The organism is Streptomyces sp. NPDC006385 (assembly GCF_040612485.1).
In the GTDB taxonomy this organism is placed as follows: Bacteria; Actinomycetota; Actinomycetes; order Streptomycetales; family Streptomycetaceae; genus Streptomyces.
This window is the reverse complement of the sequence record NZ_JBEXQG010000016.1, coordinates 20,875-46,488: the sequence shown is the minus strand read 5'-3', so window position 1 is coordinate 46,488 and position 25,614 is coordinate 20,875. Positions and strand designations below refer to the sequence as shown.

The 25,614-nt window shown below is 69.8% G+C and carries 27 protein-coding genes; 14 read left to right on the top strand and 13 right to left on the bottom strand.

Annotated elements, in window-relative coordinates:
* Positions 1 to 62: 62 nt before the first annotated feature.
* Positions 63 to 1,448 (bottom strand): class II fumarate hydratase, encoded by a 1,386-nt coding sequence (locus tag ABZ078_RS15210; RefSeq protein ID WP_356575327.1) that lies wholly within the window; start codon positions 1,446 to 1,448, stop codon positions 63 to 65.
* A 369-nt stretch (positions 1,449 to 1,817) separates the two neighbouring features.
* Here ABZ078_RS15210 and ABZ078_RS15205 point away from each other — a divergent pair, with 369 nt between their 5' ends.
* Positions 1,818 to 2,336 carry a LuxR C-terminal-related transcriptional regulator gene (locus ABZ078_RS15205; RefSeq protein ID WP_356575325.1) on the top strand — a complete coding sequence of 173 codons (519 nt, stop codon included), beginning with the start codon at positions 1,818 to 1,820 and terminating at the stop codon, positions 2,334 to 2,336.
* 64 nt (positions 2,337 to 2,400) lie between these two features.
* On the opposite strand, the gene ABZ078_RS15200 is transcribed toward ABZ078_RS15205, so the two are convergent.
* The 4 genes from ABZ078_RS15200 to ABZ078_RS15185 form a co-directional block, all read right to left on the bottom strand.
* The gene (locus ABZ078_RS15200) at positions 2,401 to 2,760 is read right to left on the bottom strand and encodes a hypothetical protein (RefSeq protein ID WP_356575324.1); all 360 of its coding nucleotides are present in this window, start codon (positions 2,758 to 2,760) and stop codon (positions 2,401 to 2,403) included.
* A 46-nt stretch (positions 2,761 to 2,806) separates the two neighbouring features.
* A complete protein-coding gene (locus tag ABZ078_RS15195) occupies positions 2,807 to 3,175 on the bottom strand; it encodes a hypothetical protein (protein WP_356575322.1) in 369 nt (122 codons plus the stop codon).
* A 55-nt stretch (positions 3,176 to 3,230) separates the two neighbouring features.
* A complete protein-coding gene (locus ABZ078_RS15190) occupies positions 3,231 to 3,692 on the bottom strand; it encodes a hypothetical protein (RefSeq protein ID WP_356575320.1) in 462 nt (153 codons plus the stop codon).
* 504 nt (positions 3,693 to 4,196) lie between these two features.
* Positions 4,197 to 5,873, bottom strand: coding sequence for a fumarate hydratase (locus tag ABZ078_RS15185; RefSeq protein ID WP_356575318.1), 1,677 nt, complete (start codon positions 5,871 to 5,873; stop codon positions 4,197 to 4,199).
* A gap of 152 nt (positions 5,874 to 6,025) precedes the next feature.
* On the opposite strand from ABZ078_RS15185, the gene ABZ078_RS15180 reads away from it, so the two are divergent.
* The gene (locus ABZ078_RS15180) at positions 6,026 to 6,718 is read left to right on the top strand and encodes a DUF1707 domain-containing protein (protein WP_356575316.1); all 693 of its coding nucleotides are present in this window, start codon (positions 6,026 to 6,028) and stop codon (positions 6,716 to 6,718) included.
* Between the two features lie 175 nt (positions 6,719 to 6,893).
* Positions 6,894 to 7,271, top strand: coding sequence for a WhiB family transcriptional regulator (locus tag ABZ078_RS15175; RefSeq protein ID WP_356575314.1), 378 nt, complete (start codon positions 6,894 to 6,896; stop codon positions 7,269 to 7,271).
* A 78-nt stretch (positions 7,272 to 7,349) separates the two neighbouring features.
* On the opposite strand, the gene glpX is transcribed toward ABZ078_RS15175, so the two are convergent.
* Positions 7,350 to 8,387 carry a class II fructose-bisphosphatase gene (glpX, locus tag ABZ078_RS15170; protein WP_356575312.1) on the bottom strand — a complete coding sequence of 346 codons (1,038 nt, stop codon included), beginning with the start codon at positions 8,385 to 8,387 and terminating at the stop codon, positions 7,350 to 7,352.
* A gap of 128 nt (positions 8,388 to 8,515) precedes the next feature.
* Between glpX and ABZ078_RS15165 the strand changes: the two genes are divergently transcribed.
* Positions 8,516 to 9,037 carry a DUF4245 domain-containing protein gene (locus ABZ078_RS15165; protein ID WP_356575310.1) on the top strand — a complete coding sequence of 174 codons (522 nt, stop codon included), beginning with the start codon at positions 8,516 to 8,518 and terminating at the stop codon, positions 9,035 to 9,037.
* A gap of 78 nt (positions 9,038 to 9,115) precedes the next feature.
* On the opposite strand, the gene ABZ078_RS15160 is transcribed toward ABZ078_RS15165, so the two are convergent.
* The 3 genes from ABZ078_RS15160 to xseA form a co-directional block, all read right to left on the bottom strand.
* Positions 9,116 to 9,706, bottom strand: coding sequence for a malonic semialdehyde reductase (locus ABZ078_RS15160; protein ID WP_356575308.1), 591 nt, complete (start codon positions 9,704 to 9,706; stop codon positions 9,116 to 9,118).
* A gap of 139 nt (positions 9,707 to 9,845) precedes the next feature.
* Complete coding sequence (locus tag ABZ078_RS15155; protein WP_356575306.1) at positions 9,846 to 10,106, bottom strand: exodeoxyribonuclease VII small subunit; 261 nt, start codon at positions 10,104 to 10,106, stop codon at positions 9,846 to 9,848.
* A 9-nt stretch (positions 10,107 to 10,115) separates the two neighbouring features.
* Positions 10,116 to 11,336: an exodeoxyribonuclease VII large subunit gene (gene xseA, locus ABZ078_RS15150; protein ID WP_356575304.1), complete on the bottom strand. Its 1,221-nt coding sequence runs from the start codon at positions 11,334 to 11,336 to the stop codon at positions 10,116 to 10,118.
* Positions 11,337 to 11,508: 172 nt separating this feature from the next.
* On the opposite strand from xseA, the gene ABZ078_RS15145 reads away from it, so the two are divergent.
* Both ABZ078_RS15145 and ppgK read left to right on the top strand, forming a co-directional pair.
* Positions 11,509 to 12,516 carry a 4-hydroxy-3-methylbut-2-enyl diphosphate reductase gene (locus ABZ078_RS15145; RefSeq protein ID WP_356575302.1) on the top strand — a complete coding sequence of 336 codons (1,008 nt, stop codon included), beginning with the start codon at positions 11,509 to 11,511 and terminating at the stop codon, positions 12,514 to 12,516.
* Between the two features lie 61 nt (positions 12,517 to 12,577).
* Positions 12,578 to 13,330, top strand: coding sequence for a polyphosphate--glucose phosphotransferase (gene ppgK / locus ABZ078_RS15140; protein ID WP_356575300.1), 753 nt, complete (start codon positions 12,578 to 12,580; stop codon positions 13,328 to 13,330).
* Between the two features lie 423 nt (positions 13,331 to 13,753).
* Here the strand turns inward: ppgK and ABZ078_RS15135 are convergent, their stop codons facing one another.
* Positions 13,754 to 14,308, bottom strand: a complete 555-nt coding sequence (locus ABZ078_RS15135; RefSeq protein WP_356575298.1) for a DUF6542 domain-containing protein — start codon at positions 14,306 to 14,308, stop codon at positions 13,754 to 13,756.
* 427 nt (positions 14,309 to 14,735) lie between these two features.
* Here ABZ078_RS15135 and ychF point away from each other — a divergent pair, with 427 nt between their 5' ends.
* Positions 14,736 to 15,824, top strand: a complete 1,089-nt coding sequence (ychF, locus tag ABZ078_RS15130) for a redox-regulated ATPase YchF (RefSeq protein ID WP_356575296.1) — start codon at positions 14,736 to 14,738, stop codon at positions 15,822 to 15,824.
* 117 nt (positions 15,825 to 15,941) lie between these two features.
* Here ychF and ABZ078_RS15125 read toward each other — a convergent pair whose 3' ends face one another.
* Complete coding sequence (locus ABZ078_RS15125) at positions 15,942 to 16,523, bottom strand: Uma2 family endonuclease (RefSeq protein ID WP_356575295.1); 582 nt, start codon at positions 16,521 to 16,523, stop codon at positions 15,942 to 15,944.
* A gap of 370 nt (positions 16,524 to 16,893) precedes the next feature.
* On the opposite strand from ABZ078_RS15125, the gene ABZ078_RS15120 reads away from it, so the two are divergent.
* Together ABZ078_RS15120 and ABZ078_RS15115 are read left to right on the top strand one after the other, a co-directional pair.
* Positions 16,894 to 17,178, top strand: a complete 285-nt coding sequence (locus tag ABZ078_RS15120; RefSeq protein WP_356575293.1) for a type II toxin-antitoxin system prevent-host-death family antitoxin — start codon at positions 16,894 to 16,896, stop codon at positions 17,176 to 17,178.
* A complete protein-coding gene (locus tag ABZ078_RS15115) occupies positions 17,175 to 17,429 on the top strand; it encodes a Txe/YoeB family addiction module toxin (RefSeq protein ID WP_356575292.1) in 255 nt (84 codons plus the stop codon). The genes ABZ078_RS15120 and ABZ078_RS15115 overlap by 4 nt, the downstream gene beginning before the upstream one ends.
* A 512-nt stretch (positions 17,430 to 17,941) precedes the next feature.
* Here the strand turns inward: ABZ078_RS15115 and ABZ078_RS15110 are convergent.
* Complete coding sequence (locus ABZ078_RS15110) at positions 17,942 to 18,850, bottom strand: LysR family transcriptional regulator (RefSeq protein ID WP_356575290.1); 909 nt, start codon at positions 18,848 to 18,850, stop codon at positions 17,942 to 17,944.
* An 84-nt stretch (positions 18,851 to 18,934) separates the two neighbouring features.
* Between ABZ078_RS15110 and ABZ078_RS15105 the strand changes: the two genes are divergently transcribed.
* Together ABZ078_RS15105 and ABZ078_RS15100 are read left to right on the top strand one after the other, a co-directional pair.
* Positions 18,935 to 19,765: an oxidoreductase gene (locus ABZ078_RS15105; RefSeq protein ID WP_356575289.1), complete on the top strand. Its 831-nt coding sequence runs from the start codon at positions 18,935 to 18,937 to the stop codon at positions 19,763 to 19,765.
* 248 nt (positions 19,766 to 20,013) lie between these two features.
* Positions 20,014 to 21,579, top strand: coding sequence for a S8 family peptidase (locus ABZ078_RS15100; protein WP_356575287.1), 1,566 nt, complete (start codon positions 20,014 to 20,016; stop codon positions 21,577 to 21,579).
* 7 nt (positions 21,580 to 21,586) lie between these two features.
* Here ABZ078_RS15100 and ABZ078_RS15095 read toward each other — a convergent pair whose 3' ends face one another.
* Positions 21,587 to 22,798 carry a serpin family protein gene (locus ABZ078_RS15095; RefSeq protein WP_356575285.1) on the bottom strand — a complete coding sequence of 404 codons (1,212 nt, stop codon included), beginning with the start codon at positions 22,796 to 22,798 and terminating at the stop codon, positions 21,587 to 21,589.
* A gap of 93 nt (positions 22,799 to 22,891) precedes the next feature.
* On the opposite strand from ABZ078_RS15095, the gene ABZ078_RS15090 reads away from it, so the two are divergent.
* The 3 genes from ABZ078_RS15090 (at position 22,892) to ABZ078_RS15080 (ending at position 25,589) form a co-directional block, all read left to right on the top strand.
* The gene (locus tag ABZ078_RS15090) at positions 22,892 to 24,109 is read left to right on the top strand and encodes a DUF4190 domain-containing protein (protein ID WP_356575283.1); all 1,218 of its coding nucleotides are present in this window, start codon (positions 22,892 to 22,894) and stop codon (positions 24,107 to 24,109) included.
* A gap of 147 nt (positions 24,110 to 24,256) precedes the next feature.
* Entirely contained in the window at positions 24,257 to 25,009 is a 753-nt protein-coding gene (locus tag ABZ078_RS15085; RefSeq protein ID WP_356575281.1) for a GntR family transcriptional regulator, read from the top strand.
* 391 nt (positions 25,010 to 25,400) lie between these two features.
* Positions 25,401 to 25,589, top strand: a complete 189-nt coding sequence (locus ABZ078_RS15080) for an SPOR domain-containing protein (RefSeq protein WP_356575279.1) — start codon at positions 25,401 to 25,403, stop codon at positions 25,587 to 25,589.
* The last annotated feature ends 25 nt before the right edge of the window (positions 25,590 to 25,614 follow it).

The window sequence follows — 25,614 nt, the reverse complement described above, 5'->3', positions numbered from 1 at the left end:
TAGGTGCCACAGGCATACGACGCTGCGGCGCGGGTCACGGTTCACGCCGTGGGGAACAAGGGTTACGGCCGTGTCATCCGCAGGACGTCCAGGGCTTCGTCCAACTGCTCGATCGTGAGGTCACCGCGCTCCACGTACCCGCCGTCCAGCACGACTTGGCGGATCGTCCGCCGCTCGGCGAGCGCCTTCTTGGCGACCTTGGCGGCCTCCTCGTAGCCGATGTACTTGTTGAGCGGCGTGACCACGGAGGGTGACGACTCAGCGTACTCCAGGGCGCGTTCACGGTGGGCGACGATGCCGTCCACGGTCCGGTCGGCCAGCAGCCGGGAGGCGTTCGCGAGCAGCCGGATCGACTCCAGGGCGTTCTTCGCGAGGACCGGAAGCATCACGTTCAGCTCGAAGTTGCCGGCCGCTCCGGCGGTGGCCACGGTGGCGTCGTTGCCGATGACCTGCGCGGCGACCATGAGGACGGCTTCCGGGATGACCGGGTTGACCTTGCCGGGCATGATCGAGGACCCCGGCTGGAGGTCGGGGAGCGAGATCTCGGCGAGCCCGGTGCGCGGCCCGGACGCCATCCAGCGCAGGTCGTTCGCGATCTTGGTCAGCCCCACCGCGATCGTCCTGAGCTGCCCACTGGTCTCGACGATGCCGTCCCGGGCGCCCTGCGCCTCGAAGTGGTCCCGCGCCTCGGTGAGCGGCAGCCTCGTGACCCGGGCCACCTCCTCGATGACGGCGGCGGAGAAGCCGGGGGGCGTGTTGATGCCGGTGCCCACGGCCGTGCCGCCGAGGGGGAGTTCGGCGAGGCGGGGGAGGGAGGCGTGCAGGCGCTCGGCGCCGTACCGGATCTGGGCGGCGTAACCGCCGAACTCCTGCCCCAGCGTCACGGGCGTGGCGTCCATGAGATGGGTCCGCCCCGACTTCACGACGTCGGCGAACTCCTCGGACTTGCGCTCCAGTGACGCGGCGAGGTGCTCCAGGGCCGGGACGAGGTCGCGGGTGACGGCGGCGGTGGCGGCGATGTGGAGGGAGGAGGGGAAGACGTCGTTGGAGGACTGCGAGGCGTTGACGTGGTCGTTGGGGTGGACGTCCCGGCCGAGCCGCTCGGTCGCGAGGGTGGCGATGACCTCGTTGGTGTTCATGTTGGACGAGGTGCCGGACCCGGTCTGGAACACGTCGACGGGGAAGTGCTCGTCCCACTTCCCCTCGGCCACCTCCCGGGCCGCCGCCTGGATCGCGTCGGCGATGTCCTCGTCGAGCACCCCGAGCCGCGCGTTCACCTTCGCCGCGGCCCCCTTGATCTGCGCCAGGGCCTCGATGTGCGCCCGCTCCAGACGCTGGCCCGAGATGGGGAAGTTCTCCATGGCACGCTGGGTCTGCGCGCGCCACTTGGCCTCGGCGGGGACACGGACCTCGCCCATGGAGTCGTGTTCGATGCGGTAGTCGCTCATACCGGCTACAGCGACCCGCGGGACGAGAATGTTCCGGCTTCGGTTGCGTTTCCGTCTCGGTGCCCCGATGTGAGAAAGGGCAAACATAATCCTCATAATCTACTCATGAGTAGTGCTCTACAGTCTGCTGACATGTCGGAGTGAGTCACCCACGAGGCTCCGGCACAGCCACACCCCCCACGTGGAGATGCAGTGCAGTGGCACTTCATAAACAAGAGGGAAATCCTGCGCACACGTTCGTTGTCGGTGGCTCTCGTCAGCCGTCATGGTGTGAGCCCGGCTCCTCTCGAAGGAATCGGAGGCCGGCTGATACGAGAACCGGTTGAAATTCTCCCCAGCGACGACGTCCTGCTGTTCTACGGCTCAGGAATGGCCCAGGAGCTGAAAAGATTCTCATTCGAATCGGCGGGCGAACTCCCGCCCACCATGATGCTCGCGCACGAGCTCGACTGGGACGACGTGCACCTGGCGCTCGACTGCGGGGCCATGAGCTATCTGCTGGAGAACCGGTACGCGATGCTGCTCGGGGAGGCGCTGCTGTGCACCTCCCGTGGCGCCAGCATCCTCGACCCGGCGATCGCCGCCGACCAGATCAGGGCCGCCTGCCGGGCGCGGCTCGAAGGCCGGGTGGCCGCCGGCACCGAGCCTCCGGCGAGGCCGGAGCGGTGCCAGCGGCTCTCCACCAGGGAGCGGCAGGTCATGGAACTGCTCGCGATCGGGCGGGGGGTGCGTGACGTGGCCCGGGAGCTGTTCCTCACCGACAAGACCGTCCGCAACTACCTGAGCCGCATCTTCGTGAAGCTCGGCGTGCGCAGCCAGCGGGAGGCGATCCTGTGCTGGCACGGACATCTGGACGACGCCGGGCCAGGGGCCGCGCGGGCACGCTGAACGACGAGGGGTCCGTCCCCCCGGAGAACTCCGGGGGGACGGACCCCTCGCCTGTGGCGGTTCGTCAGTTGACGTTCCAGACGCCGCCCTGGGACAGGTTGGCCGGGGCGCGGCGGAAGTCCTCGCGGATGCTCCCGCCGGCGCAGTCAGCCCTGCGCCAGTCGAAGTGCACTCGCTCACCCGGGTTGATGTTGATGTTGCTGATTCTGGCGCTGCCGCCGGGCGTGAAGCCGACGCGCCCGGAGGAACCGCCGCTCTGGGTGCCCGTCACGAAGACGCAGCTCGCTCCCGAGGGGATCGCCTGGCTTGCGACGGTGATGCCGATGGTGGCGGCCGACGCCGGGGAGGCGGCCAGGGCGACGGTGGAGACTGCCGCCACGAGCGCGGCAGGGACCAGACGGCGTACGCGGGTGTTGTTCTTCACTGTGGTTCCTTCTTGGTGCAATCGTCCGGAATCGGGCGAGCAGCGGTCAGTTGATGTTCCAGGGAGTCCGGTTGGGGGCGATGTAGTGGTCGCCTCGGATGTGGGAGTTGGACGCGCAGGAGCCACCGGGGCTGTTGGTCCGGCTGTACCACTGGAAGCTGACGCGCTCCCCGGTCTGGACCGTGAAGCCGCGGAGCTGGAAGGTCGAACCGGGCCTGACGGGCAGGTCCGCCCACACGTTTCCGGTGTTGGTGGAAACATGGGCGCAGACCGCCCCGCTCGGAACCCTCGCCGAGCTGACGTTGATCTCGTTGATGGTCACCGCCGACGCCGGGGAGGCGGCGAGTGCCACGGCGGACGCCGCGACGACGCATGCGGCCGGGACGGCACGCCGGGCGCGAAGGAGTTTGCTCATGATGGTCTCTCCGTCGGGGAGTAGGAGGGTGGGCTGAACCGGTGGACGAGGCCGCTCACGACTGGCGGCAGGCGACGGCCCTGCCGTCGGTCCAGCCGCCGCTGGTGCACGCGAACAGGGCCGGGTTCTGGATGCGGACGAGCACCCTGGTGAACATCCCGTTGCGCGGGTCGGGGCCGGAGTACGAGGCCGTGTAGCCGACGCCGCCGACCCTGGTGCCCTGGCACGCGCGGTCGTTGTACGCGGCGAGCTCGAACTGGCGGCCTTCGGAGAGCCGGAAGCCCGTGTCGGTTTCCCTGTTGCGGTCGGTGACGACCTTGCAGTCGGAGCCGACACCGGGCACGGTCACCCGGATGCTGTTGGTCTGAGCGGGAAGGCTCAGCGAGCCGCCCTGGACGTGAATCGGAATCACTGATCCGTCACGGTTCCTCAGATCGGCGAAGGCGGTGCCGCTCGTGGCGGCGAAGGCGCCGAGCCCGGCCGCGCCGGCGAGCGCCAGCGCGAGCGAACGGGTCATGAAACGCTTCGTGGGTCGAGTCGTTGCCGACACAGTGGTTCCTTTCAGGGAGAACGCGCCGTGTGAGACGTGCCTGGTGCGAATCAGCGGCACAACGCAAGAATTCCCTGGGGAAGGTGCACGGGAATAGAGTCAAATTCCCTCAAGTGCAGGGCTGTTGTGTCGGCTCCGGTGACAGGGTTGTTTGCCTCTATCGGTGAGCGGCTGACCCTGATAGAACCTGGCGGGCACGGAATTGGCCAATGTCGGCTGCGGCGCCGGGTCCCGGAAGAAGTCGTTCGGCTGGTCCTGCGCCCGACGGCACCGTTATGCCTGTCCGGCCCGTATTTCTCAGCCTGGCGGTCGTTTGAGGGCCAGGCTTTTAGGGCCGATCGGGGTCCCGGGGCGGAGTCGGTGGAGCCCCGGCGGAGTTCCCTGGGCGGGGTTGAAGGGGCGGCGGCCTCCGGGGGAGGGGACGGGTAGGTGCGGCGGGGGCGAGATCCCTCCCCCGCCGCACCGTGGGCGCTACGCCAGGCCCGGTCCCCGTACCGGAATGGACGTGAAGGTCGGCTGCGGCGCCGGGTCCTGGAAGAAGTCGTTGCCCTTGTCGTCGACCACGATGAACGCCGGGAAGTCCTCGACCTCGATCTTCCAGACGGCCTCCATGCCGAGCTCCTCGTACTCGACGACCTCGACCTTCTTGATGCAGTCCTGGGCGAGACGGGCGGCCGGGCCGCCGATGGAGCCCAGGTAGAACCCGCCGTGGGCATGGCACGCGTCCGTGACCTGCTTGCTGCGGTTGCCCTTGGCCAGCATCACCTTCGAGCCGCCGGCGGCCTGGAACTGCTCGACGTAGGAGTCCATGCGGCCGGCGGTCGTGGGACCGAAGGAACCCGACGCGTAGCCCTCCGGCGTCTTGGCCGGACCCGCGTAGTACACCGGATGGTCCTTGAGGTACTGCGGCATCTCCTCGCCCGCGTCCAGCCGCTCCTTGATCTTGGCGTGCGCGATGTCACGGGCCACGACCAGCGGACCGGTCAGCGAAAGGCGGGTCTTCACCGGGTACTTGGTCAGCTCGGCGAGGATCGCGTCCATCGGCTGGTTCAGATCGATCCTGACGACGTCGCCGGCCTCGTCGAGGTGCTCGTCCGTCGTCTCCGGCAGGAAGCGCGCCGGGTCCGTCTCCAACTGCTCCAGGAAAACGCCCTCCGCCGTGATCTTCGCGACGGCCTGACGGTCGGCGGAGCAGGACACGGCGATGGCGACCGGGCAGGACGCGCCGTGCCGCGGCAGGCGCACCACGCGCACGTCGTGACAGAAGTACTTCCCGCCGAACTGCGCCCCGATCCCGATCTTCTGCGTCAGCTCGAAGACCTTCTCCTCCAGCTCCTTGTCCCGGAAGCCGTGCCCGAGCGGCGAGCCCTCGGCCGGGATCTCGTCCAGGTAGTGAGCGGAGGCGTACTTGGCGGTCTTCAGCGCGTACTCGGCGGACGTACCGCCGACGACGATCGCCAGGTGGTACGGCGGGCAGGCGGCCGTACCCAGCGAACGGATCTTCTCCTCCAGGAACTTCATCATGGAGGACTCGTTCACGACGGCCTTCGTCTCCTGGTAGAGGAAGGACTTGTTGGCGGAGCCGCCGCCCTTGGCCATGAAGAGGAACTTGTAGGCGCCGCCGTCGGTGGCGTACAGCTCGATCTGCGCCGGCAGGTTGGAGCCGGTGTTCTTCTCCTCCCACATGGTGAGCGGAGCCATCTGCGAGTACCGCAGGTTCAGGTTCAGGTACGCGTCGTAGATGCCACGGGAGAGGGCCTCCTCGTCGCGCCCCTCGGTCAGCACGTTCTGCCCGCGCTTGCCCATGACGATCGCCGTGCCGGTGTCCTGGCACATGGGCAGGACGCCGGCCGCCGCGATGTTCGCGTTCTTCAGCAGGTCCAGCGCCACGAACTTGTCGTTGCTCGACGCCTCGGGGTCGTCGATGATCCGGCGCAGCTGTGCCAGGTGGGCCGGGCGCAGATAGTGCTGGATGTCGTGGATGGCCTCCTCGGCCAGCTTGCGCAGCGCCTCGGGCTCCACCTTGAGGAACGTCCGCCCGTCGGCCTCGAAGGTGGAGACGCCCTCGGAGGTCACCAGCCGGTAGGGGGTGGTGTCCTCTCCCATGGGAAGCAGATCGGTGTACGCGAACTCAGGCATCTCGCCCATTCCTCACTCGACAGACAGCGGCTGGCCTCCGTTGGCAGCGTCCACCAGCGTAGAACCTGGCCCTGACGGCGAGCTTGTGAGGTAAGGCTCAGTTGGTTTCCGCCGGAGAAAGAGGCTATCGCGATCTATCGTGTTTGGGTACGCTGACTGCCGTGGACCTTCAGAAGCAGACCGCGCCCGCTGCCGCCACCGAGCTCCGCGCCTCCGACGCCGACCGCGACCGGATCGCCGACATCCTGCGTGACGCCCTCGGCGAGGGCCGCCTCACCGCCGACGAGCACGCCGAGCGGGTGGAGGGCGTGCTCGCGGCCAAGACGGTCGGCGAACTGGAGGTCTTCATACGGGACCTGCCCGCCGCCCACACCCGCCGCGCACCCCACGTGCCCGCCCCCAGCCGTCCCACCCCCGTCGCGCTCCCGGTCGACCCGGACGAGAACGTGGTCGCGGTCTTCAGCAGCGCGGTCCGCAAGGGCCGCTGGCGAGCGGGCCGCCGTATCCACGCCTACGCGATCTTCGGCAGCGTCGAGATCGACCTCAGCGAGGCCCTCTTCGAGTACCAGCAGGTCGTGATCCGCGCGATATCGGTCCTCGGCAGTGTCGAGGTCCGCGTCCCGGAGAACGTCTCGCTGCGCGGCGCGGGCGGCGGTGTGCTCGGCAGCTTCGAGGTGGACCACCTCGACGCGGAGGATCCCGAGGCGCCGGTCGTCCATGTCGACGGATGGGCCGTGCTTGGCAGCATCGAGGGCAGGCCGAGGCGGGGCAAGCTGGTGGCGGACATCCTCGATCGCGTCCAGCGCCACTTCGACAAGGGCACCAAGGGTTTGCGCAAGCATCTGGACCGTTGACTGTCGTGAAGCGGAGCGGCTCCCACCGCACGTTTCGGCCGCGTCGGACGCCCGGCGGCAGCGTGCCGGACCCCCTCGGATCCAGCGGTTGGGAACTCCCTGCATAGGCGCGCGCACAGCGGGTAGACCTTGCTGCATCGTCTCTCGCTCGCGAAGCCGTCGTCAGGAGTAGACCGTGCTGCAACCGCCGCATTCGTCCCTGCAGGTAGCTGCCGTTCCGGCCCAGCGGGTGCCAGTGCGAGACAGGGACCAAGACGCCCCGTGGCACACGGAAGCCGTGTGCCGCCGCGACGAGGCCGGCCTGTTCTTCGCGCCGTCGAAAGAGCCCACCGCGGCCCGACTCTCCCGCGAGGAGGCGGCCAAGCGAGTCTGTGCCCGCTGCCCGGTCATGGTCGAGTGCCGCGAACACGCCCTCCTCCAGCCCGAGCCCTACGGCGTCTGGGGCGGCCTCACCGCGGCGGAACGCCGAGTGGTCCTGGCAAGGCGCCGCCGCCGCGAGGTGGAGCTGCAGAAGGCGGCAAGGACGGCGAACCGCATAGCGCAGGCGGGCTGAGAGGCAAGAAAAAGGGCGCCCCCTCCGCACCGGGGGCGCCCAACGCCTGAAGACGCTGCTCGCTACCTCGCTACCTCGTTACTTCGCCCTGTCGAAGTCGATCGCGCTGTAAGCCCGCAGCTTGCTCAACCGGTGCTCGGAATCGATCCTGCGCACCGTCCCCGACTTCGAGCGCATCACGATCGAGTCGGTCGTCGCGGTCTCCGACCGATACCGCACACCCCGCAGCAGCTCACCGTCGGTGATGCCCGTCGCGACGAAGAACACGTTGTCCCCGGCGACCAGGTCATCGGTGAGCAGCACCCGGTCCAGATCGTGCCCCGCGTCGATCGCCCGCTGCCGCTCCTCGTCGTCCTTCGGCCACAGCTTGCCCTGGATCGTGCCGCCGAGGCACTTCACCGCACAGGCGGAGATGATCCCCTCCGGCGTACCGCCGATACCGAGCAGCATGTCGACGCCGGTGCCCTCGCGCAGCGCGTAGATCGACCCCGCGACATCGCCGTCGGAGATCAGCTTGATGCGCGCACCTGCGTCCCGGATCTCCTTGATGATGCCCTCGTGCCGGGGCCGGTCCAGGATGACCACGGTCACGTCCTCCGGCGTGGACCGCTTCGCCTTGGCGACCCGGCGGATGTTCACGGCCACGGGCGCGTCGATGTCGACGAAGTCGGCGGCCTCGGGGCCGGTGACCAGCTTGTCCATGTAGAAGACGGCCGACGGGTCGAACATCGACCCCCGGTCGGCCGCGGCGAGCACCGAGATCGCGTTGGGCATGCCCTTCGCGGTCAGCGTGGTCCCGTCGATCGGGTCGACGGCGATGTCGCATTCGGCTCCGGTCCCGTCGCCGACGCGCTCCCCGTTGAAGAGCATCGGCGCCTCGTCCTTCTCGCCCTCACCGATGACGACGACGCCGTTCATCGACACGGTGTGGACGAGGGTCCGCATGGCGCGTACCGCCGCGCCGTCGGCGCCGTTCTTGTCGCCGCGCCCGACCCAGCGGCCCGCGGCCATCGCCGCGGCCTCGGTCACGCGGACCAGTTCCAGGGCGAGGTTGCGGTCGGGGGCTTCGTTGGGCACCTCGAGCTCGGACGGCAGATGATGATGGTTCTCGGTCATCGGAGCGCACCTTTCTGATACGACGACGGCCGGATGAGGGTGACGGCCCTGACTCTATCCCCGGGCGGACAGAATGAGCAGGGGGCCCCACGGATGAGCAGACCAGGGCACCTGCGACGATAGGGGGCGTGGCAGGTTCGAACGGCAAGCAGAAGTCGGTCCGGAACATGGTCCTCTCCCTGGGAGTGACCGTGCTCGCGGCGGGGGTCATCTATCTCTTCGTCCCCCATGAGGACGGCGCTCCCGACCTCCCGCGGGTCGACTACCGCGTGGAGCTGCTGACGGCTCGCCGCGCGGCGTCCTACCCGGTGCTCGCGCCCCAGGGCCTGCCCGAGTCCTGGAAGCCGACCTCCGTCCGCTTCAAGGGCGACGACTTCGACGCCTGGCACCTCGGCTTCCACACCCCCGACGGGCAGTACGTCCAGGTGCAGCAGTCGACCGAGAAGCCGTCGGAGTTCATCGAAGAGGCCACCCAGGGCGCGCAGGAGACGAAGGTCACCCAGAAGATCGGCGACCGGACGTGGACGCGGTACACGGGTGGCCGATACGACGCGCTCGTGCACGCGGAGAAGGGCGCGACGACCGTGGTCGCGGGCACGGGCTCGTTCGAGCAGCTGACACAGATGGCGAAGGCCCTGAGGGCGAAGTGACCCCCTCGCGGTGACCCCACCAGGGACATGACGAGGCCCCCGGACTGCCGCCGGGGGCCTTCGTCGTGTCCGGTCGGTTCAGACCGTGGTGACGACCTGGTCGAACGCCAGGCGCGGGGAGCGCGGGTACCAGGCGTCGGGGCCCGGCTTGCCGATGTTGACGACCATCAGCGGGGTGTGGTCGTCGTCCAGGAACTCCTTGCGGACGCCCTCGAAGTCGAAGCCGGTCATCGGGCCGGCGGCCAGCCCGGCGGCGCGGACGCCGACGATGAAGTACGCGGCCTGGAGGGCGGCGTTCAGCCCGGCGGCGTTCTCGCGGGCCGCGCGCTCGCTGAAGAAGAGGTCCTTGGCCTGCGGGAACGCCGGGAAGAGGGTCGGCAGCTCCTCGTGGAACTCGTTGTCCGCGGACAGGATCGCGACCAGCGGAGCGGCGGCGGTCTTGGCCTGGTTGCCCTCGGCCATGTGCTGGACCAGGCGCTCACGGGCCTCGGCGGAGCGGACCAGGGTGATGCGCAGCGGGGTCTGGTTGAAGGCGGTGGGGCCGTACTTGACCAGGTCGTAGATCGCCTGGACCTGCTCCTCGGTCACCGGCTCGTCGGTGAAGGTGTTCGCGGTGCGGGCCTCGCGGAACAGCAGGTCCTGGGCGGCGGGGTCAAGGACGAGAGACATAGGTGAACCTTCTCGAGTAGTGCGTCGTGAGGCGTTAAACGGACCGGGGACCGGTTACGGGAACGACGGTACGCGAGACAAGTTCAAGCTTCAACAAATGTCGGGGTGTGGTGACCCGCCTCACAACACCGATACGGCGTCAGGAGTCCCGCCCGGCCTCTTCGCGCTCGCCCTCGGCCTCTTCGCGCTCGGCCTCGGCCTCCTCGGCGAGCGCGGCGTCCAGCCGAGCCCGCGCCCCCTCCAGCCAGCGCCGGCACACCTTGGCCAGCTCCTCGCCCCGCTCCCAGAGCGCGAGCGACTCCTCCAGCGTCGTACCGCCCGCCTCCAGCCGCCGTACGACCTCGATCAGCTCGTCCCGGGCCTGCTCGTACCCGAGGGCCTCTTCCACCTTGCCGGTCATGCGCCCACCCTATGCATCGCTTCGTGCGTCGACTCGTACGGAGAACTCACCCTCGGCGACCCGCGCCCGCAGCGCCTCGTCGGCCGTCACCTCGCCCGGATCACGGACCACATGCCCGTCCGCCCGCTGGAGCACCGCGTATCCGCGCTTCAGGGTCGCCGCGGGGGAGAGGGCCACCACGCGCGCGTGCGTGTGCGTCAGCTCCGACTCGGCCCGGTCGAGATGGTGGCCGAGGCAGCGGCGACCGCGGTCGAGGAGCGAGGCCACATGATCGGCGCGTTCGTCGATCATCCGGTGCGGATCCTCTATCGAGGGCCGCGCGAGGGCATGAGCGAGCCCCCGCTCCTCCCGCTCGACGAACGCCTCGACGCACCGCCGGGCCCGGTCGCGCAGCAGCCGCACCCGCTCGTACTCCTCGCCCACGTCCGGTACCACCTTCTTGGCGGCGTCGGTCGGGGTGGAGGCACGCAGGTCGGCGACGTGGTCGAGCAGGGGGTTGTCGGGTTCGTGGCCGATCGCGGAGACGACGGGTGTACGGCAGGAGGCGACGGCCCGGACGAGCTGCTCGTCGGAGAAGGGCAGCAGATCCTCCACGCTGCCGCCGCCACGGGCGACGATGATCACATCCACGTCGTCGAGCTCGTCGAGCTCCTTCACCGCCTGCACGACCTGCGGTACGGCGTGCACGCCCTGAACGGGGACGTTGCGCACCTCGAAGCGGACGGCGGGCCAGCGGTGCCGGGCGTTCTCCAGCACGTCCCGCTCGGCGGCGGAGGCCCGGCCGCAGACGAGACCGATGAGCTGCGGCAGGAAGGGCAGCGGCTTCTTGCGCTCCGGCGCGAAGAGACCCTCGGCGGCGAGGGCCTTCTTCAGCATCTCCAGCCGGGCGAGCAGCTCGCCGACGCCGACCGGCCTGATCTCGGCGGCGCGCAGGGAGAGCTGACCGCGCGGGGCGTACCACTCGGGCTTGGCGAGCACGACGACCCGGGCGCCCTCGCTCACCACGCCGGCGACGGCGTCGAACACCTGGCGATAGGCCGTCACGCCCACGGAGATGTCGTACGACGGGTCGCGCAGGGTCAGGAACACGACGCCGGCGCCGGGGCGCCGCGACAGCTGGGTGATCTGCCCCTCGACCCACACGGCCCCGAGCCGGTCGATCCACCCCCCGATGAGCCGCGACACCTCACCGACGGGCAGGGGGGACTCGGGGGTCGTGTTCACAGCCATGCGCCGAGCGTAACGGCCCCCACCGACAACGCCGCCCAGCCGACCGGGTTCGGGCCGGTGGGGGCGCGGGCCCGAGTCCCTCGCAACGCTTCCCGCCCCTCACAGCCCACCGTCACTCTTCCCACCAACCCGTCACCCACGCGATCTTTCACGCACCGACCGCACCCTTACGATGGGGTGCATGACTGCTTCGCCTGGCCGCCGTGTCCTGCTCGCCGCCCCCCGTGGCTACTGCGCGGGAGTGGACCGCGCCGTGATCGCCGTCGAGAAAGCCCTGGAGCAGTACGGCGCTCCGGTGTACGTCCGGCACGAGATCGTCCACAACAAGTACGTCGTGCAGACCCTGGAGAAGAAGGGCGCCATCTTCGTCGAGCAGACGGAGGAGGTGCCGCCGGGCAACATCGTCATGTTCTCGGCGCACGGCGTGGCCCCCGTGGTCCACGAGGAGGCCGAGCGCGGCAAGCTCGCCACCATCGACGCGACCTGCCCGCTGGTCACCAAGGTCCACAAGGAAGCCGTCCGCTTCGCAGGCGAGGACTACGACATCCTCCTGATCGGGCACGAGGGCCACGAAGAGGTCATCGGCACGTCCGGCGAGGCTCCCGACCACATCCAGCTCGTCGACGGCCCGGGCGACGTCGCCAAGGTCGAGGTCCGTGACCCGTCGAAGGTCGTGTGGCTGTCGCAGACCACGTTGAGCGTGGACGAGACGATGGAGACCGTCGACGCCCTGAAGGAGAAGTTCCCGCAGCTCATCTCCCCGCCCAGCGACGACATCTGCTACGCCACGCAGAACCGCCAGCTCGCGGTGAAGCAGATGGGCGCCGAGGCCGAGCTGGTCATCGTGGTCGGCTCCCGCAACTCCTCCAACTCCAAGCGGCTGGTGGAGGTCGCCAAGCTGGCCGGGTCGCGCGAGGCCTACCTCGTGGACTTCGCGAGCGAGATCGACGAGGCGTGGCTGGAGGGCGTGACGACGGTCGGTGTCACCTCCGGCGCCTCCGTTCCCGAGGTCCTCGTCGAGGAGGTCCTGGAGTGGCTCGCCCAGCGCGGCTACGGCGACGTCGAGCTCGTCAAGGCGGCCGAGGAGTCCATCACCTTCTCCCTGCCCAAGGAGCTGCGCCGCGATCTGCGCGAGGAGGCGGCGGCCCTGATCGCCGAGCGCACGGGGTCGGGCGACTGAGGAGGCGTGACCGCCGGGCCTCGCCCTCGTGACTGTCAGTCCTCCGTCGTAACGTAGGGCCATGCAGATCTTCGGTGTGGACATCGGTGGATCCGGGATCAAGGGTGCCCCGGTGGACCTGGACAGAGGCGACCTCGCCCAGGAGCGCTTCAAGGTGCTCACTCCGCAGCCGGCCACGCCCGAGGGGGTGGCCGACGGTGTGCGGCAGGTCGTGGGGCACTACGGCTGGACGGGTCCGGTCGGGCTCACCTTTCCCGGCGTGGTCACCGACGGCTCCACGATCCGTACGGCGGCGAACGTCGACAAGAGCTGGATCGACACCGACGCGCGCGCGTTGTTCAGCGACCGGCTCGGCGGCCTCCCGGTGACGGTGGTCAACGACGCGGACGCGGCCGGCGTCGCCGAGATGCACTTCGGCGCGGGCCGCGACCGCCGGGGCACCGTGATCCTCCTCACCTTCGGCACCGGCGTCGGCAGCGCGCTGTTCATCGACGGCGCCCTCGTCCCCAACACCGAGCTGGGCCACCTCGAACTCAACGGGCACGACGCCGAGAAGCGCGCCTCCAGCAAGGCCAAGGACGACGAGGACCTGACCTGGGAGCACTGGGCACGCCGCGTCCAGAAGTACCTCGCCCATGTCGAGATGCTGTTCTCCCCGGAGCTGTTCATCATCGGCGGCGGGGTGAGCCGGAAATCCCACAAGTTCCTGCACCACATCGAGGGCATCAAGGCCGAGATCGTTCCGGCGCAGCTCCAGAACAACGCGGGGATCGTGGGGGCGGCGATGCGGGCGGGGGAGAAGACGGACGCGTAGGCCTGCCGGCCGGGCGGAGGGGCGTCCCGAGCCGGAGCTGGAGGGCGGTCCGCTGAAGGGGCGGGCGGGCTTGGGCCGGCGGGTCGGCCGGCCGGGAGGGCCGAGCAGGGGTGGTCGGTCTGGCGGGCGTTCGACGATCGCGGGGCCGGGCAAAGGGCGTGCCCTGGGCCCTGCCGCTGGGCCGTGAGCAGTCTGAGGGATGCTGGCTGGTGGCGCGGCGGTCGGCGCAGCTGGGCAGTTGGTCAGCTGAGCAGCACGGTTGCGCTGGTGCGGCGTGCGGCGTGCGGCGTGCGGCGTGCGGCGTGAGGCGTGAGGCGTGAGGATGGGACCCCGGCCGCGGTCGAGCCGACGCCGCCCCGGGCCGGCCCCGTGAGCGAACGGGCCGGATCGGCGCGCTGGGCGCGGTCGGCGCGGTCGGCGCGGTTACGCGGATCGGCGGCGGGCCGCTGCTCTGCGTGCCATCAGGCGGGCCTTGCGCACGGTCACGATGAGACCGGCGATCAGTGTCCCCGCGTACAGCCACCCGGCCTGCGTGGCGAGGGCCGTCACCAGACCCATCAGATGACCGCTCACGCCCCCGCCCTCGTCGGCCACCGGAACCAGCCCCACGGCGAACGCGATCGGTACGACCACCGGCGCGGTCATCAGGTCGCCCCTGCGCACCCACACCGCGGTCAGCACGCACACCGGCAGGAACAGCACGCTGAACACCATGAGCGACGACCCGAACAGCAGCGCGTCGAGGTAGCCGAGCAGCGTCATCACGGCACCGCAGAACAGGCCGCCGCCCAGGCCGGTCAGCCGCGGGTTGGGAAGCCGGCGTACGGCCTGGGACGCGGGCGGCGGTCCGGCGTGCCGCACCGCCGCTGCCGCCGAGGCGTTGCCGGGGCGGCGCTGGGGGACGGGCCGGTCGGAGGGGGAGGGGCGGGGCGGTCGGGAGGTCTGGGAGGCCCGGGATGACCAGGAGGACCGGGGCACCTGAGCGCGTCCGGCGGATCTGGCCGAGCCGCTCCGCTCACGTGCGAACCCCCCGTCACCCTTCCCCGACGCGTTCCCGCCCCGCACCGCCCGACCCTCGCCCCGGCTCGACATATCCCCGCCCCGCGCAGCCTGCGGCGGCAACGACGGTGGCGTACCGCGTCGCGACTCGTATCCGCCAGATCGCGCCCTGTGTTGCTCCACTGGACCAACTTAGGTCGGCTTATGTGCCCGATCGCCCCTCAGACACGCCCAGGGGCAGACCTTGGCCACGTGTTCGACAGGGCGCCGGGGCCGGGTCCGGTACGCCGTAGACTGGTGGATCGGCCCGTGCATCTGCATCGAAGATCGATCTGCATCGAAGATCGAAGAAGGACCGGGCCCCAGCCCAGCCCCTGAAGTCCTCTCACGTACGGGAAGTCGCAACGTGTCGCTCACGATCGGAATCGTCGGTCTGCCCAATGTCGGCAAGTCGACCCTGTTCAACGCCCTGACCAAGAACGACGTGCTGGCGGCCAACTACCCGTTCGCCACGATCGAGCCGAACGTCGGCGTCGTGGGCGTCCCGGACACCCGCCTCGCCAAGTTGGCCGAGATCTTCTCCTCGCAGCGCGTCCTCCCGGCGACCGTCGACTTCGTCGACATCGCCGGCATCGTGCGCGGCGCCTCCGAGGGCGAGGGCCTGGGCAACAAGTTCCTCGCGAACATCCGTGAGTCCGACGCGATCTGCCAGGTCATCCGCGCCTTCAAGGACGAGAACGTCGTCCACGTCGACGGCAAGGTCTCGCCCAAGGACGACATCGAGACGATCAACACCGAGCTGATCCTGGCGGACCTCCAGACGATCGAGAAGGTCCTGCCCCGGCTCCAGAAGGAGTCGCGGATCAAGAAGGACATCGCGCCGAAGGTCAAGGCCGTCGAGGAGGCCAAGGAGATCCTGGAGAAGGGCGACACGCTCTTCGCGCACGGCATCGTCCAGGGCACCGAGCGCAACGAGCTCCTGCACGACCTGCACCTGCTCACCACCAAGCCCTTCCTCTACGTCTTCAACGTCGACGAGGACGAGCTGATCGACGAGGACTTCAAGAACGAGCAGCGTGCCCTGGTCGCCCCCGCCGAGGCGATCTTCCTCAACGCCAAGCTGGAGGCCGACCTCGCCGAGCTCGACGAGGACGAGGCCCTCGAACTCCTCCAGTCCGTCGGCCAGGACGAGCCCGGCCTCGCCACCCTCGCCCGCGTCGGCTTCAACACCCTCGGCCTCCAGACCTATCTGACGGCCGGTCCCAAGGAGTCCCGCGCCTGGACCATCAAGAAGGGCGCCACCGCCCCCGAGGCCGCCGGCGTCATCCACACCGACTTCCAGAAGGGCTTCATCAAGGCCGAGGTCATCTCCTTCGCCGACCTGGTGGAGACCGGCTCGGTGGCGGAGGCCCGCGCGAAGGGCAAGGCGCGCATGGAGGGCAAGGACTATGTGATGCAGGACGGGGACGTTGTGGAGTTCCGCTTCAACGTGTGAGTGGTTCGTTACCGTCTGGTAGGTGATTGGGCAAGTCTGCAAGTCTGCAGGTCAGAAGGGGACGGGCTCTGTGCGTCCGGCCCCTTCTGTGTTCCCGTGCTGACTTGGTGCTGACCCCTACTTGGTCCTCGGTGGGGTGAGCCTTTCGAGATCCAGGCTGATCTCGAAAGGCACAGGCCGCTTCAGAGTGCCCCGGAAGATGCCGGCGGGCGCGTAGGCGCCGGTCGGCTCGTCGAGTTCGTAGACGTGGACGACAGGGGCGCCGTTCTCGTCCTCGATGCACCAGTAGTGCGGGATACCGGCTTCCGCGTACTTGCGGAGCTTGACCGTGCGGTCCCGGTGCGCGGACTCGGGTGAGACGACCTCGATGACGAGTCGCACCTCATCCGGCGTGAACCAGGTGCGGTCGCCGTCGTAGGCGGCCGTCGTCAAGAGCAGATCGGGCTCGGGCCGGTTTCGCTCGTCGAGCTTTATGGTCATCTCGCGGCCGACGCTGACCTCGCTGGGCGCCTGCTCCATGAGGGCGACAGTGAGCATGGTGACGAGGTGGCCATGCCACCACCGCCGGGGCGACATCATGAAGACGAGGGCTCCGTCGATCAGCTCGGTGTGGCGGGGTGCCTCGGGGAGGCGGTCCAGGTCCTCCGCGAACCAGCCTTCCTCGCGCGGCGGGCGCATCCAGTCGGGCAGTGCGGTCATGGCTAAACGGTAGCGACTCGGCGAGGCCCGGGCCACGAGATCGTCAAGGGGCGACCGCCTTCCTGACCGTCCTGCAACCCTCGGGCCTGCCGCCCGTGCTGATTCTGTGCTGACTTGGATCTCTCAGGATCCGTTTCCGCAGGTGAGAGCGTTGTTGGAGGCATTCCGCTTCAATGTGTGATTGCTTCGTCAATTTCCGCTAGGCGCTCCGTGAAGCGCTCAGGCAGCAGGGGTCGGCTCGCTCGGGTCGGCCCCTTGCTGTTTCCCGTGCTCGGACAGTGCTGGAATCTGGCCTTCGTCCGCATCTGCCCTGCCTATGAGCGGTGAAAGTGGTACGTTATTCGGTACCACTGACGGAAAGGGTCAGGTCATGTCCATAACTGCGAGCGAAGCCCGCAAGGCTCTCTTTCCGCTGATCAAGAAGGTCAACGACAACCACGAGGCCATCGAGATCGTCTCCAAGCACGGCAACGCCGTGCTCGTCTCGGCCGAGGACTATGCAGCGCTGCGTGAAGGCTCGTACCTGCTGCGCTCTCCGGCGAACGCTCGCCGGTTGCTCAAGGCGTACGAGAACGCCCTGGCCAACATCAACGTGTCCGAGCGAGAGCTGATCGACCCCGACTCGCCGGATGCGGCACGTGAGGGTGCTGCGTGAGGCTTGTCTTCGAGGATCAGGGCTGGGAGGACTACACGTCCTGGCTCAAGAACGATCACAAGATGCTGGCTCGGATCAACAAGCTCATCGAGGACGTCAGGCGGGACCCCTTCACGGGGATCGGCAAGCCCGAGCCACTCAAGTATCACCTGCCTGGAGCGTGGTCGAGGCGGACCGACGATGAGCACCGTCTCGTCTACCTGGTCACCGACAAAGAGATCGTCATCCTTGCCGCTCGCTACCACTACTGACCGTGGAACGGCAGGAGGAATTTCCTGTTGGCCGGGGTGATCCGCCTCCCGGCATTTTCGTAGTGTCCGTACACACCAAGTACGTGAACGTACCTCCATCCTGGGATGCGTTCGCATGTGATGCCGCCAGTTGATCCACTGCACATTACCCGGCCAAGGAACTGATCTTCCTCGGCTCCATCAAGTGGCTGGAGCAGTCACCCTTCGACCGGCACGACCTGGCGGCCCTCCTTCGACACCGGGCCACCCTCACCGACGAACTCGTTCCAGTCGTGCGGTCTCGCGCAGCGGCGTCGACCCCAGGCGGCAGTGAGGCGCGAGCGCCCGACTCGGATCACCCGCGCTACCCCGAACTGGAAGCCCTCTTCGCCTACGAAGGGTCGGCAGATCGGCAGTCGGCAGGCGATGAAGCGGACCTCGGTGCCCGAGGCGCGGTCCTCCCGCGGCGCGATCCTCTCCGGGGAGCAGTCGCAGGTCGGGGGCTTCGGGGCGCACTCGCACGTCATGCGTGATCAGCCGTTCGTGACCGTTCGGCAGGTCTCCGCATACGCCCGCACCAGCGACCGCCCCTCGTCCTCCCTGCGCCACGCCAGCGCGTACCGGCTGGGCGAGAGCCCGTGCACGGGCCGGGTCACCACCCCGCCCAGGGTGATCAACGGAGCGTTGCCCGACGCCACGAGGCAGACGCCGAGGCCGGCGACCAGGGCCTCGTACGTCTCCTCCGTGCTGCCGATCTCCGCCCCGATGCGCGGCGGCCGGCCCTCCCGCTCCTCCAGGGCCAGCCAGTACGCACGCAACGGCCCGGCGCTCTCCGGCAGCGCGAGGAACGGCTCGTCGAGCAGGTCCGCGAAGTCGATCTCCGTGCGGGACGCGAGCGGGTGGCTCTCCGGGAGGGCGACCAGGCGGGGCTCGCGCGCGACGACCGTCCAGGCGTAACGGTCGGCGTCAGGGAGGGGCAGCCAGACGAAGGCCACGTCCGTGCCGCCGTCCGCGAGGCCCGCCGTCGGGTCCTCCCAGCTCACCTGGCGCAGGCGCAGGACGGTGTCCGGGTGCGCGGCGGTGAAGCGGGAGCGGATCGCCGGGAGCAGTCCGCCGCGACCGGGGCTGGTGCTCATGCCGACGACCAGTGTGCCGCGCGCCGCGGCCCGGGCCGCCTCCAGCGCCGCCGCCCCCTCCGACCAGGCGTCCAGCACCCGCCGGGCATGTGGCAGCAGTGCCGTGCCGGCCTCGGTGAGCGTGACGCCCCGCGCATCGCGGCGGAACAGCTCCACGCCCAACTGCCGTTCCAGCACCCGTACTTGTTTGCTGAGCGCGGGCTGGGAGACGTACAGCCGCTCGGCCGCCCGGGTGAAATGCAGTTCCTCGGCCACCGTCAGGAAATAGCGCAGGTCCCGCACATGAACGTCCCTCGTCATAGCCATCGGTTATCAGTGGGGGTCTTGGACGCGCAACCGGCGGAGGCAGCAGGCTTGTTCGCGCAGGACACGCGACTACGAGGAGCTGTCATGAACAAGGTGTGGTTGATCACCGGCGCGAGCAGCGGTTTCGGGCGGGCCGTCGCGGAGGCGGCCCTCGCCGAGGGTGACGTAGTGGTCGGTGCCGTACGGCGGCCCGAGGGGCTGGACGACCTGGTGGCCGCGCACCCCGACCAGGTGGAGGCACTGCGGCTGGACGTCGGTGACACGGGGGCCGCCGAGGCCGCCGTAGCGGATGTGATCGCCCGGCACGGGCGCATCGACGTCCTGGTCAACAACGCGGGCCGTACCCATGTGGGCGCATTCGAGGAGACAACCGACGACGAACTGCGCAAGCTGTTCCATGTGCATGTCTTCGGGCCCGCCGCCCTCACACGTGCGGTACTTCCGCACATGCGGGAGCGGCGGGCCGGAGCGATCGTGCAGATGAGCAGCATGGGCGGGCAGATGTCCTTCGCGGGCTTCTCGGCGTACAGCGGCACCAAGTTCGCGCTGGAGGGCATGTCCGAGGCGCTCGCGGACGAGGTCGCCGAGTTCGGCATCAAGGTGCTGATCGTCGAACCGGGTTCCTTCCGCACCTCGCTGTTCGAGACGGGGCGGGCCGGGGCCAGCGCGGACAGCGGCCGGTATCCCAAGGTGAGCCGGACCCGCGGCTTCGTCTCCGGCGGCGACGGCACCCAGCCCGGCGACCCGGCGAAGGCGGCGGCCCTGATCCTGGCCGCGCTGGAGGCGGAGAAGACCCCGTTGCGACTGCCGTTGGGCGACGACGCGGTGACGGCCGTACTCGGTCATCTGGACCAGGTGCGTGAGGACGTGGCCGCCTGGGAGAAGCGCACCCGGGCCACGGCGTTCGACGACTGAGGCACGGCGCGTCCGTTACGTGGGTGCAGGGCCCTTGTGCAATTCCTGTGGAGGCCTCAATCTTTCGGCTGACACCCAGGAGCGGCCAGGGATTTGGCATGCACCTGATCATCAAGTCCATGGCGCCATCGCCTCATCGCTCCATCGCTCCATCGCTCCATGGCTCCTGTCCCACCTGTCCCACCTGTCATCCCGTCCGTCCGGGTGTCACCCCACAAGCGCACCACCAATCGAGGAGGACCCCTCAGATGGCAGTGATGCGTTCCACCCGGCGAAGACTGGCTCTGCTCAGCACGGCGGCCACCGCGGCCCTCACCGCGAGCCTCGTCTCCGCTCTCCCCGCCGCGGCCGCTCCCGAGGGCCGTATCCAGTACGCGGGCGCGGCAGGCGCCGTCGCCGACAGCTACCTCGTGACCCTCAGGGCGGACCACGCCCGCTCGGGCTCCCAGGCGGGGCGTGCCCTCGTCGAGAAGTACGGCGCCGATGTCGAGCGGACGTACACGAAGGCCCTGAACGGCTACGCGATCGAGGCGTCCGAGGCCGAGGCGAAGCGGCTCGCCGCCGACCCGGCGGTCGCCTCCGTCGTCCAGAACCGCACCTTCAGCGTCGACGCGACCCAGACCAACCCGCCCTCCTGGGGCCTGGACCGCGTCGACCAGCGCAACCTGCCGCTCAACAGCTCGTACACGTACCCCGACTCGGCCGGGCAGGGCGTGACCGCGTACGTCATCGACACCGGCGTCCGCATCACGCACAGCGACTTCGGCGGCCGCGCCTCCTACGGCTACGACGCGATCGACAACGACAACACCGCCCAGGACGGCCACGGCCACGGCACGCACGTCGCGGGCACGGTCGGCGGGACGGCGCACGGCGTCGCCAAGAAGGCGAAGATCGTCGGGGTCCGCGTGCTGAACAACTCCGGCCAGGGCACCACCGCCCAGGTCGTCGCCGGCATCGACTGGGTCGCCCGGAACGCGGTCAAGCCGGCCGTCGTCAACATGTCCCTCGGCGGCCCCGCCGACTCCGCCCTCGACACGGCCGTACGCAACGCCATCGCCTCCGGCGTCACCTTCGCCGTCGCGGCCGGCAACGAGTCGACCAACGCCTCCACCAGGTCGCCCGCACGCGTGGCGGAAGCCATCACGGTCGGCGCGACGACCAGTTCGGACGCCAGGGCGAGCTACTCCAACTACGGTTCGGCGCTGGACCTGTTCGCGCCCGGCTCGTCCATCACCTCGACCTGGAGCACGAGCGACTCGGCGACCAACACCATCTCCGGTACGTCGATGGCGAGCCCGCACGTCGCGGGCGCGGCCGCGCTCCACCTGGCCGCCAACCCCTCGGCCACCCCGGCCCAGGTCGCCTCGGCACTGACGTCCGCCGCCACCACCGGCGTCGTCACCAACCCCGGCACGGGCTCGCCCAACCGGCTCCTCAACGTCGGCGGCGGTACGACCACCCCGCCCGGCCCGCGTTTCGAGAACGCCGGTGACTACCCGATCAGCGACAACTCCACCGTCGAGTCCCCGGTGACGGTCTCCGGCGTCTCCGGCAACGCGCCCTCGGCCCTGGCCGTCGAGGTGCACATCGTCCACACCTACATCGGCGACCTCCAGGTCCAGCTCATCGCCCCGGACGGCACGGCGTACACGCTCAAGTCGTACGGCAGCGGCGGCAGTGCGGACAACATCAACACCACGTACACGGTGAACGCCTCGTCGGAGGCGGCGAACGGCACGTGGAAGCTGCGCGTGAGCGACAACGCGAACTACGACACCGGACGGATCGACGCCTGGGCGCTCCAGTTCTAGCCCCGGATCAGTGATCCTCCTCGTCCTCGCGGTACGGCTCCGGGTCCGTGACCCAGCCGGCCGCGAGGACGAGCCGCGTGTGGCGGTGCAGGGCGAGGAAGCCGAAGGGGCGGTCGAAGGCCGCCTTGACGCTGGTGGTCACCCAGCGGAGCTGGGGAACTCCGCCGGCGACGACATCGACGGCTGTCACCGCGGCCGCGCGGAAGCCCAGGGCGCCGAACCGCGCCGTGGTGGACTGCCGGGCCGATCCCACGGCCAGCGGGAAGTCGCTGATGCCGGGGAAGTGACCACGGCCCGGTGCCGTTGCCGTCGTCAGGCCGAACACCCGGTGCAGCGCCAGCAGGTCGTGGTGCGCGGTCAGGTCGAAGGCCACGGTCTCCACGTCCAGCGTGGGCGGTACGGGCCGTGCACGGCGCTCCCTGACGACACGCAGACCCGGTCCCACCTCCCCGTACGGCAGGTGGGGCCCCGGCACCACCGGCCACCGGCGGGCCAGGACGTCCACCCCGGCCCCCAGCACCTGCCCCGGCGTCATCCCCTCCTCGCCCAGCAGCAGATGGACGTCGAGCGCGTTGTCGCCCAGCACCTTCAGCTCGGTGACGTGACCGGCCGGAGTGTCCGCGACCCCGACCCGGTCCAGCAGCGTGCTCCGCCGGTACAGCCCGAGCAGCGTCCGCTCGCCCCAGGGCCCGGTCCGCGGCGTCATCGGCCAGTCCAGGAAGGGCCGTAGCCACTGCGTCCGCAACGCCAGCGCGCTCGCCAGCACCATCTGGGTGTCCTTGCCGAGGTCGACGGGCATCTCCTCGATCAGCCCACCCGTCCGCTTCGCCGCCCAGGCGTCCAGCGCGCCCTTGTCGGCGCCCGCGTCCCCCGTCAGCACCCCGTGCGCCTGCGCGGGAAGCCCCGCCTCCCACCGCTCGCGCAGCTCCAGTGTCCGCTTGGTCCACAGCCCGAGCGCCGAGTCCAGCCCCCGCATCGCCCCCATCGCGCCGAGCGACTCCCGCGCCGCGCCCGCCGCCTCGTCCGCAGGCAGCCCGACCGCGTCCGCCAGTTCCGCCCGCGCCGGACCGCCCGCCCCGTCCGCGAGGAAGCCGAGCAGCGGCCACACCCCCGCCGCCGAGAAGACCGTGCCGTGCCCGGACGCAACCGGGGCCGCCGCCCCCGCCCACCGGGCCGTGAGCCGGTTCACCGCCGCGATCACCACGTTGGTGACGCGCATGACGTCCCCCCTCCCCTGCCGCTTACGATTCGCCCAGTCGTACGCCAGTTCCCACCGCCCGGCGCCGCCGCCTGAACCAGGAGCACGGTACCCGTGTCCATTCCCCCGCCCTCCGGTCCCCAGCGGCCGCAGGGGTACCCGGAGCAGCCCCAAGGGCCGTACGCGCAGGGCCAGTTCCCGCCGCCGTCGCCGTACCCCTACGGCGCACCCGGCGCCCCGGGACCGTACCCGTACCACCCCTACGGCCCCCACGCCCCCTACGGCCGCCCGGCGCCCGTCAACGGCGTCGCCATCGGTGCCCTCGTCCTCGGCATCCTGTGCTGCGTTCCGGCCGTCGGGCTGGTGCTGGGGCTGATCGCCCTGGCGCAGATCAAGAAGAAGGGCGAGCGCGGCAAGGGCATGGCGATCGCCGGCTCCGTGCTGTCCTCGGTCGGGCTCGCGCTGTGGACGCTGGCGCTCACCACGGGCTCCGCCGGCGACTTCTGGGACGGCTTCAGGGACGCGGCGAAGGGCGAGGGCACCGCCTACGCGCTCGCCAAGGGCGACTGCTTCAACTCCTCGACCGGCTCCCTGGAGGGCGAGACCTACGACGTCGACGAGGTGCCGTGCGCCCGCGAGCACGACGCCGAGGTCTTCGCCGTCGTGACGGTGCCGGGCGGCTCCTACCCCGGCGACGACGAGGTCACGCGGGTCGCCGACGACCGGTGCTACGCGCTCTGGAACCAGTACTCCCTGGACACCTGGGCCGTCCCCGACGACGTCGAGGTGTACCACCTCGTGCCGACCCGGCAGAGCTGGCGCTTCGGAGACCGGGCGATCACCTGCATGTTCGGCAGCACGGAGGGCAAGCCCCTGACCGGCTCGCTGCGCCGCGACTACATGACGCTCGACGCGTACCAGGTGAGGTTCCTGTCGGCGAGCAACCTCATCGACGACGTGCTGTACGAGGAGCCCGAGGCCTACCCCGAGGAGGACCTGGCGGCGAACCGGGCCTGGGCGAAGGACGTCCACCGCGTCCTCGGCGAGCAGACCCGGATGCTGCGCACACAGCCCTGGCCGGAGGTCGCCGAGGGGCCGGTCACCGAGTTCCTCGCGGACATGGAGGACGCCCGCGAGGAGTGGGCCGAGGCGGCCGCGGCCGACGACGCGGACACGTTCTCCGCGCACTACGACAAGGCGTACGCCCATGTCGACGGCCCCGCGACCGTCACCGCGCGCAAGGCTCTGGGCCTGGAAACGACTGTGCCGAGCTACGAGGACGACTCCGGCGGCGGTGGCGCGGGCGGAAGCGGGGGCGGTCTCGATGTGTGAACGCGGCCTATACGGAAAGAAAGTGCCTGGGTAAAGCCCTCCACCGGCACAAGTCATCACATCGAGTGATTCTCTGGCCTTTGCTTGCACGGGACAACTCTTGGTTGCCAGGCTGTTGCTGTCTGTACAAGCTGATGGGAGCGGCCAGTGACTTTCGGTGAGCAGCCGGCGTACCTGCGCGTCGCGGGTGATCTCCGCAAGAAGATCGTCGACGGTTCGCTGCCACCGCACACCCGCCTCCCGTCCCAGGCCAGGATCCGCGAGGAGTACGGCGTCTCCGACACCGTCGCGCTGGAGGCGCGCAAGGTGCTGATGGCCGAGGGGCTGGTCGAGGGCCGCTCCGGGTCCGGGACGTACGTCCGTGAGCGGCCCGTGCCCCGCCGGATCGCCCGCTCCGGCTTCCGCCCGCCGAGCGGTGCCACCCCCTTCCGTCAGGAGCAGGCCGACGGCGAGGCGCGCGGCACCTGGGAGTCCAGCAGCGAACAGGCCCTGGCGAGCGTCGCCGTCGCCGAGCGGCTCGGCATCCGGCCCGGCGACCGCGTGATGTGCACGCGGTACGTGTTCCGGGACGCCGGCGAGGCGATGATGCTCTCCACGTCCTGGGAACCCCTCGCCGTCACCGGCCGTACGCCCGTGATGCTGCCCGAGGAGGGCCCGCTCGGCGGCATGGGCGTCGTCGAGCGCATGGCGGCCATCGACGTCGTCGTGGACAACGTCACGGAGGAGGTGGGCGCGCGCCCCGGCCTGGCGGAGGAACTGCTGGCGTTGGGCGGCGTCCCCGGCCATGTGGTCCTGGTCATCCAGCGCACCTACTACGCGTCCGGCCGCCCCGTGGAGACGGCGGACGTGGTGATCCCGGCGGACCGCTACCGGGTCGCGTACCACCTCCCAGTGAAGTAGCGCACACCGTTGGTCGAGTAGCGCCCGCATTCACGGGAGTTGCCCCCGGCGGCCCCTCAACTCCCTTACTCCGCACGGCCGTTGGAATCTGGCCGTTTTCGCAGGTCGCGGCAGGCGTCTCCGCCATGCCCGTGACCGGATGCGTCGACGTCCGCGCACGGCGCACTCGACACCGCGCGCCCCCGGCGGCTTGGCTGGTTGCGTACCTCTTTGTGAAAAGCCGTATTCGCTGAGTGAAGGTAAGGCGTAGGCTCGGGCATATGCGGATTGCGGTTTCCTTAGCGGGCGGGGCACGGCACAGGCCGCGAGCGAAGCGAGATGGGGATCCCCCCGGCCGAAGGCTGGGGGAGGGACTCGGGCGGTCGTGGACGGGAAGGAGCAGTGGGGCGCGATGAACGACAGCACGATCACTCTTCCCTGGCTCGTCGTTCGTCAGGACGACAACGGCAATCGCTACCGCGTGGGCCGGTACGCGACCCGGGCGGAGGCCCAGAAGATCGCGGACAGCCTCGACGGCCGTGGACCCAAGCGGCTGTACTGGGTCGAGCGGATCGCCCAGAACGGCGGCGCGGACGGCTGACCGGCCTGCGCACCACCTTTCCGTC

Excerpts from the sequence above, each read along its gene's own strand:
- ABZ078_RS15210 (WP_356575327.1), bottom strand. The coding sequence starts at position 1,448 with ATGAGCGACTACCGCATCGAACACGACTCCATGGGCGAGGTCCGTGTC.
- ABZ078_RS15205 (WP_356575325.1), top strand. The coding sequence starts at position 1,818 with ATGGCCCAGGAGCTGAAAAGATTCTCATTCGAATCGGCGGGCGAACTC.
- ABZ078_RS15195 (WP_356575322.1), bottom strand. The coding sequence starts at position 3,175 with ATGAGCAAACTCCTTCGCGCCCGGCGTGCCGTCCCGGCCGCATGCGTC.
- ABZ078_RS15190 (WP_356575320.1), bottom strand. The coding sequence starts at position 3,692 with ATGACCCGTTCGCTCGCGCTGGCGCTCGCCGGCGCGGCCGGGCTCGGC.
- ABZ078_RS15185 (WP_356575318.1), bottom strand. The coding sequence starts at position 5,873 with ATGGGCGAGATGCCTGAGTTCGCGTACACCGATCTGCTTCCCATGGGA.
- glpX (WP_356575312.1), bottom strand. The coding sequence starts at position 8,387 with ATGACCGAGAACCATCATCATCTGCCGTCCGAGCTCGAGGTGCCCAAC.
- ABZ078_RS15160 (WP_356575308.1), bottom strand. The coding sequence starts at position 9,706 with ATGTCTCTCGTCCTTGACCCCGCCGCCCAGGACCTGCTGTTCCGCGAG.
- ABZ078_RS15155 (WP_356575306.1), bottom strand. The coding sequence starts at position 10,106 with ATGACCGGCAAGGTGGAAGAGGCCCTCGGGTACGAGCAGGCCCGGGAC.
- xseA (WP_356575304.1), bottom strand. The coding sequence starts at position 11,336 with ATGGCTGTGAACACGACCCCCGAGTCCCCCCTGCCCGTCGGTGAGGTG.
- ABZ078_RS15145 (WP_356575302.1), top strand. The coding sequence starts at position 11,509 with ATGGGGTGCATGACTGCTTCGCCTGGCCGCCGTGTCCTGCTCGCCGCC.
- ppgK (WP_356575300.1), top strand. The coding sequence starts at position 12,578 with ATGCAGATCTTCGGTGTGGACATCGGTGGATCCGGGATCAAGGGTGCC.
- ABZ078_RS15125 (WP_356575295.1), bottom strand. The coding sequence starts at position 16,523 with ATGACCGCACTGCCCGACTGGATGCGCCCGCCGCGCGAGGAAGGCTGG.
- ABZ078_RS15120 (WP_356575293.1), top strand. The coding sequence starts at position 16,894 with ATGTCCATAACTGCGAGCGAAGCCCGCAAGGCTCTCTTTCCGCTGATC.
- ABZ078_RS15110 (WP_356575290.1), bottom strand. The coding sequence starts at position 18,850 with ATGGCTATGACGAGGGACGTTCATGTGCGGGACCTGCGCTATTTCCTG.
- ABZ078_RS15105 (WP_356575289.1), top strand. The coding sequence starts at position 18,935 with ATGAACAAGGTGTGGTTGATCACCGGCGCGAGCAGCGGTTTCGGGCGG.
- ABZ078_RS15100 (WP_356575287.1), top strand. The coding sequence starts at position 20,014 with ATGGCAGTGATGCGTTCCACCCGGCGAAGACTGGCTCTGCTCAGCACG.
- ABZ078_RS15095 (WP_356575285.1), bottom strand. The coding sequence starts at position 22,798 with ATGCGCGTCACCAACGTGGTGATCGCGGCGGTGAACCGGCTCACGGCC.
- ABZ078_RS15080 (WP_356575279.1), top strand. The coding sequence starts at position 25,401 with ATGAACGACAGCACGATCACTCTTCCCTGGCTCGTCGTTCGTCAGGAC.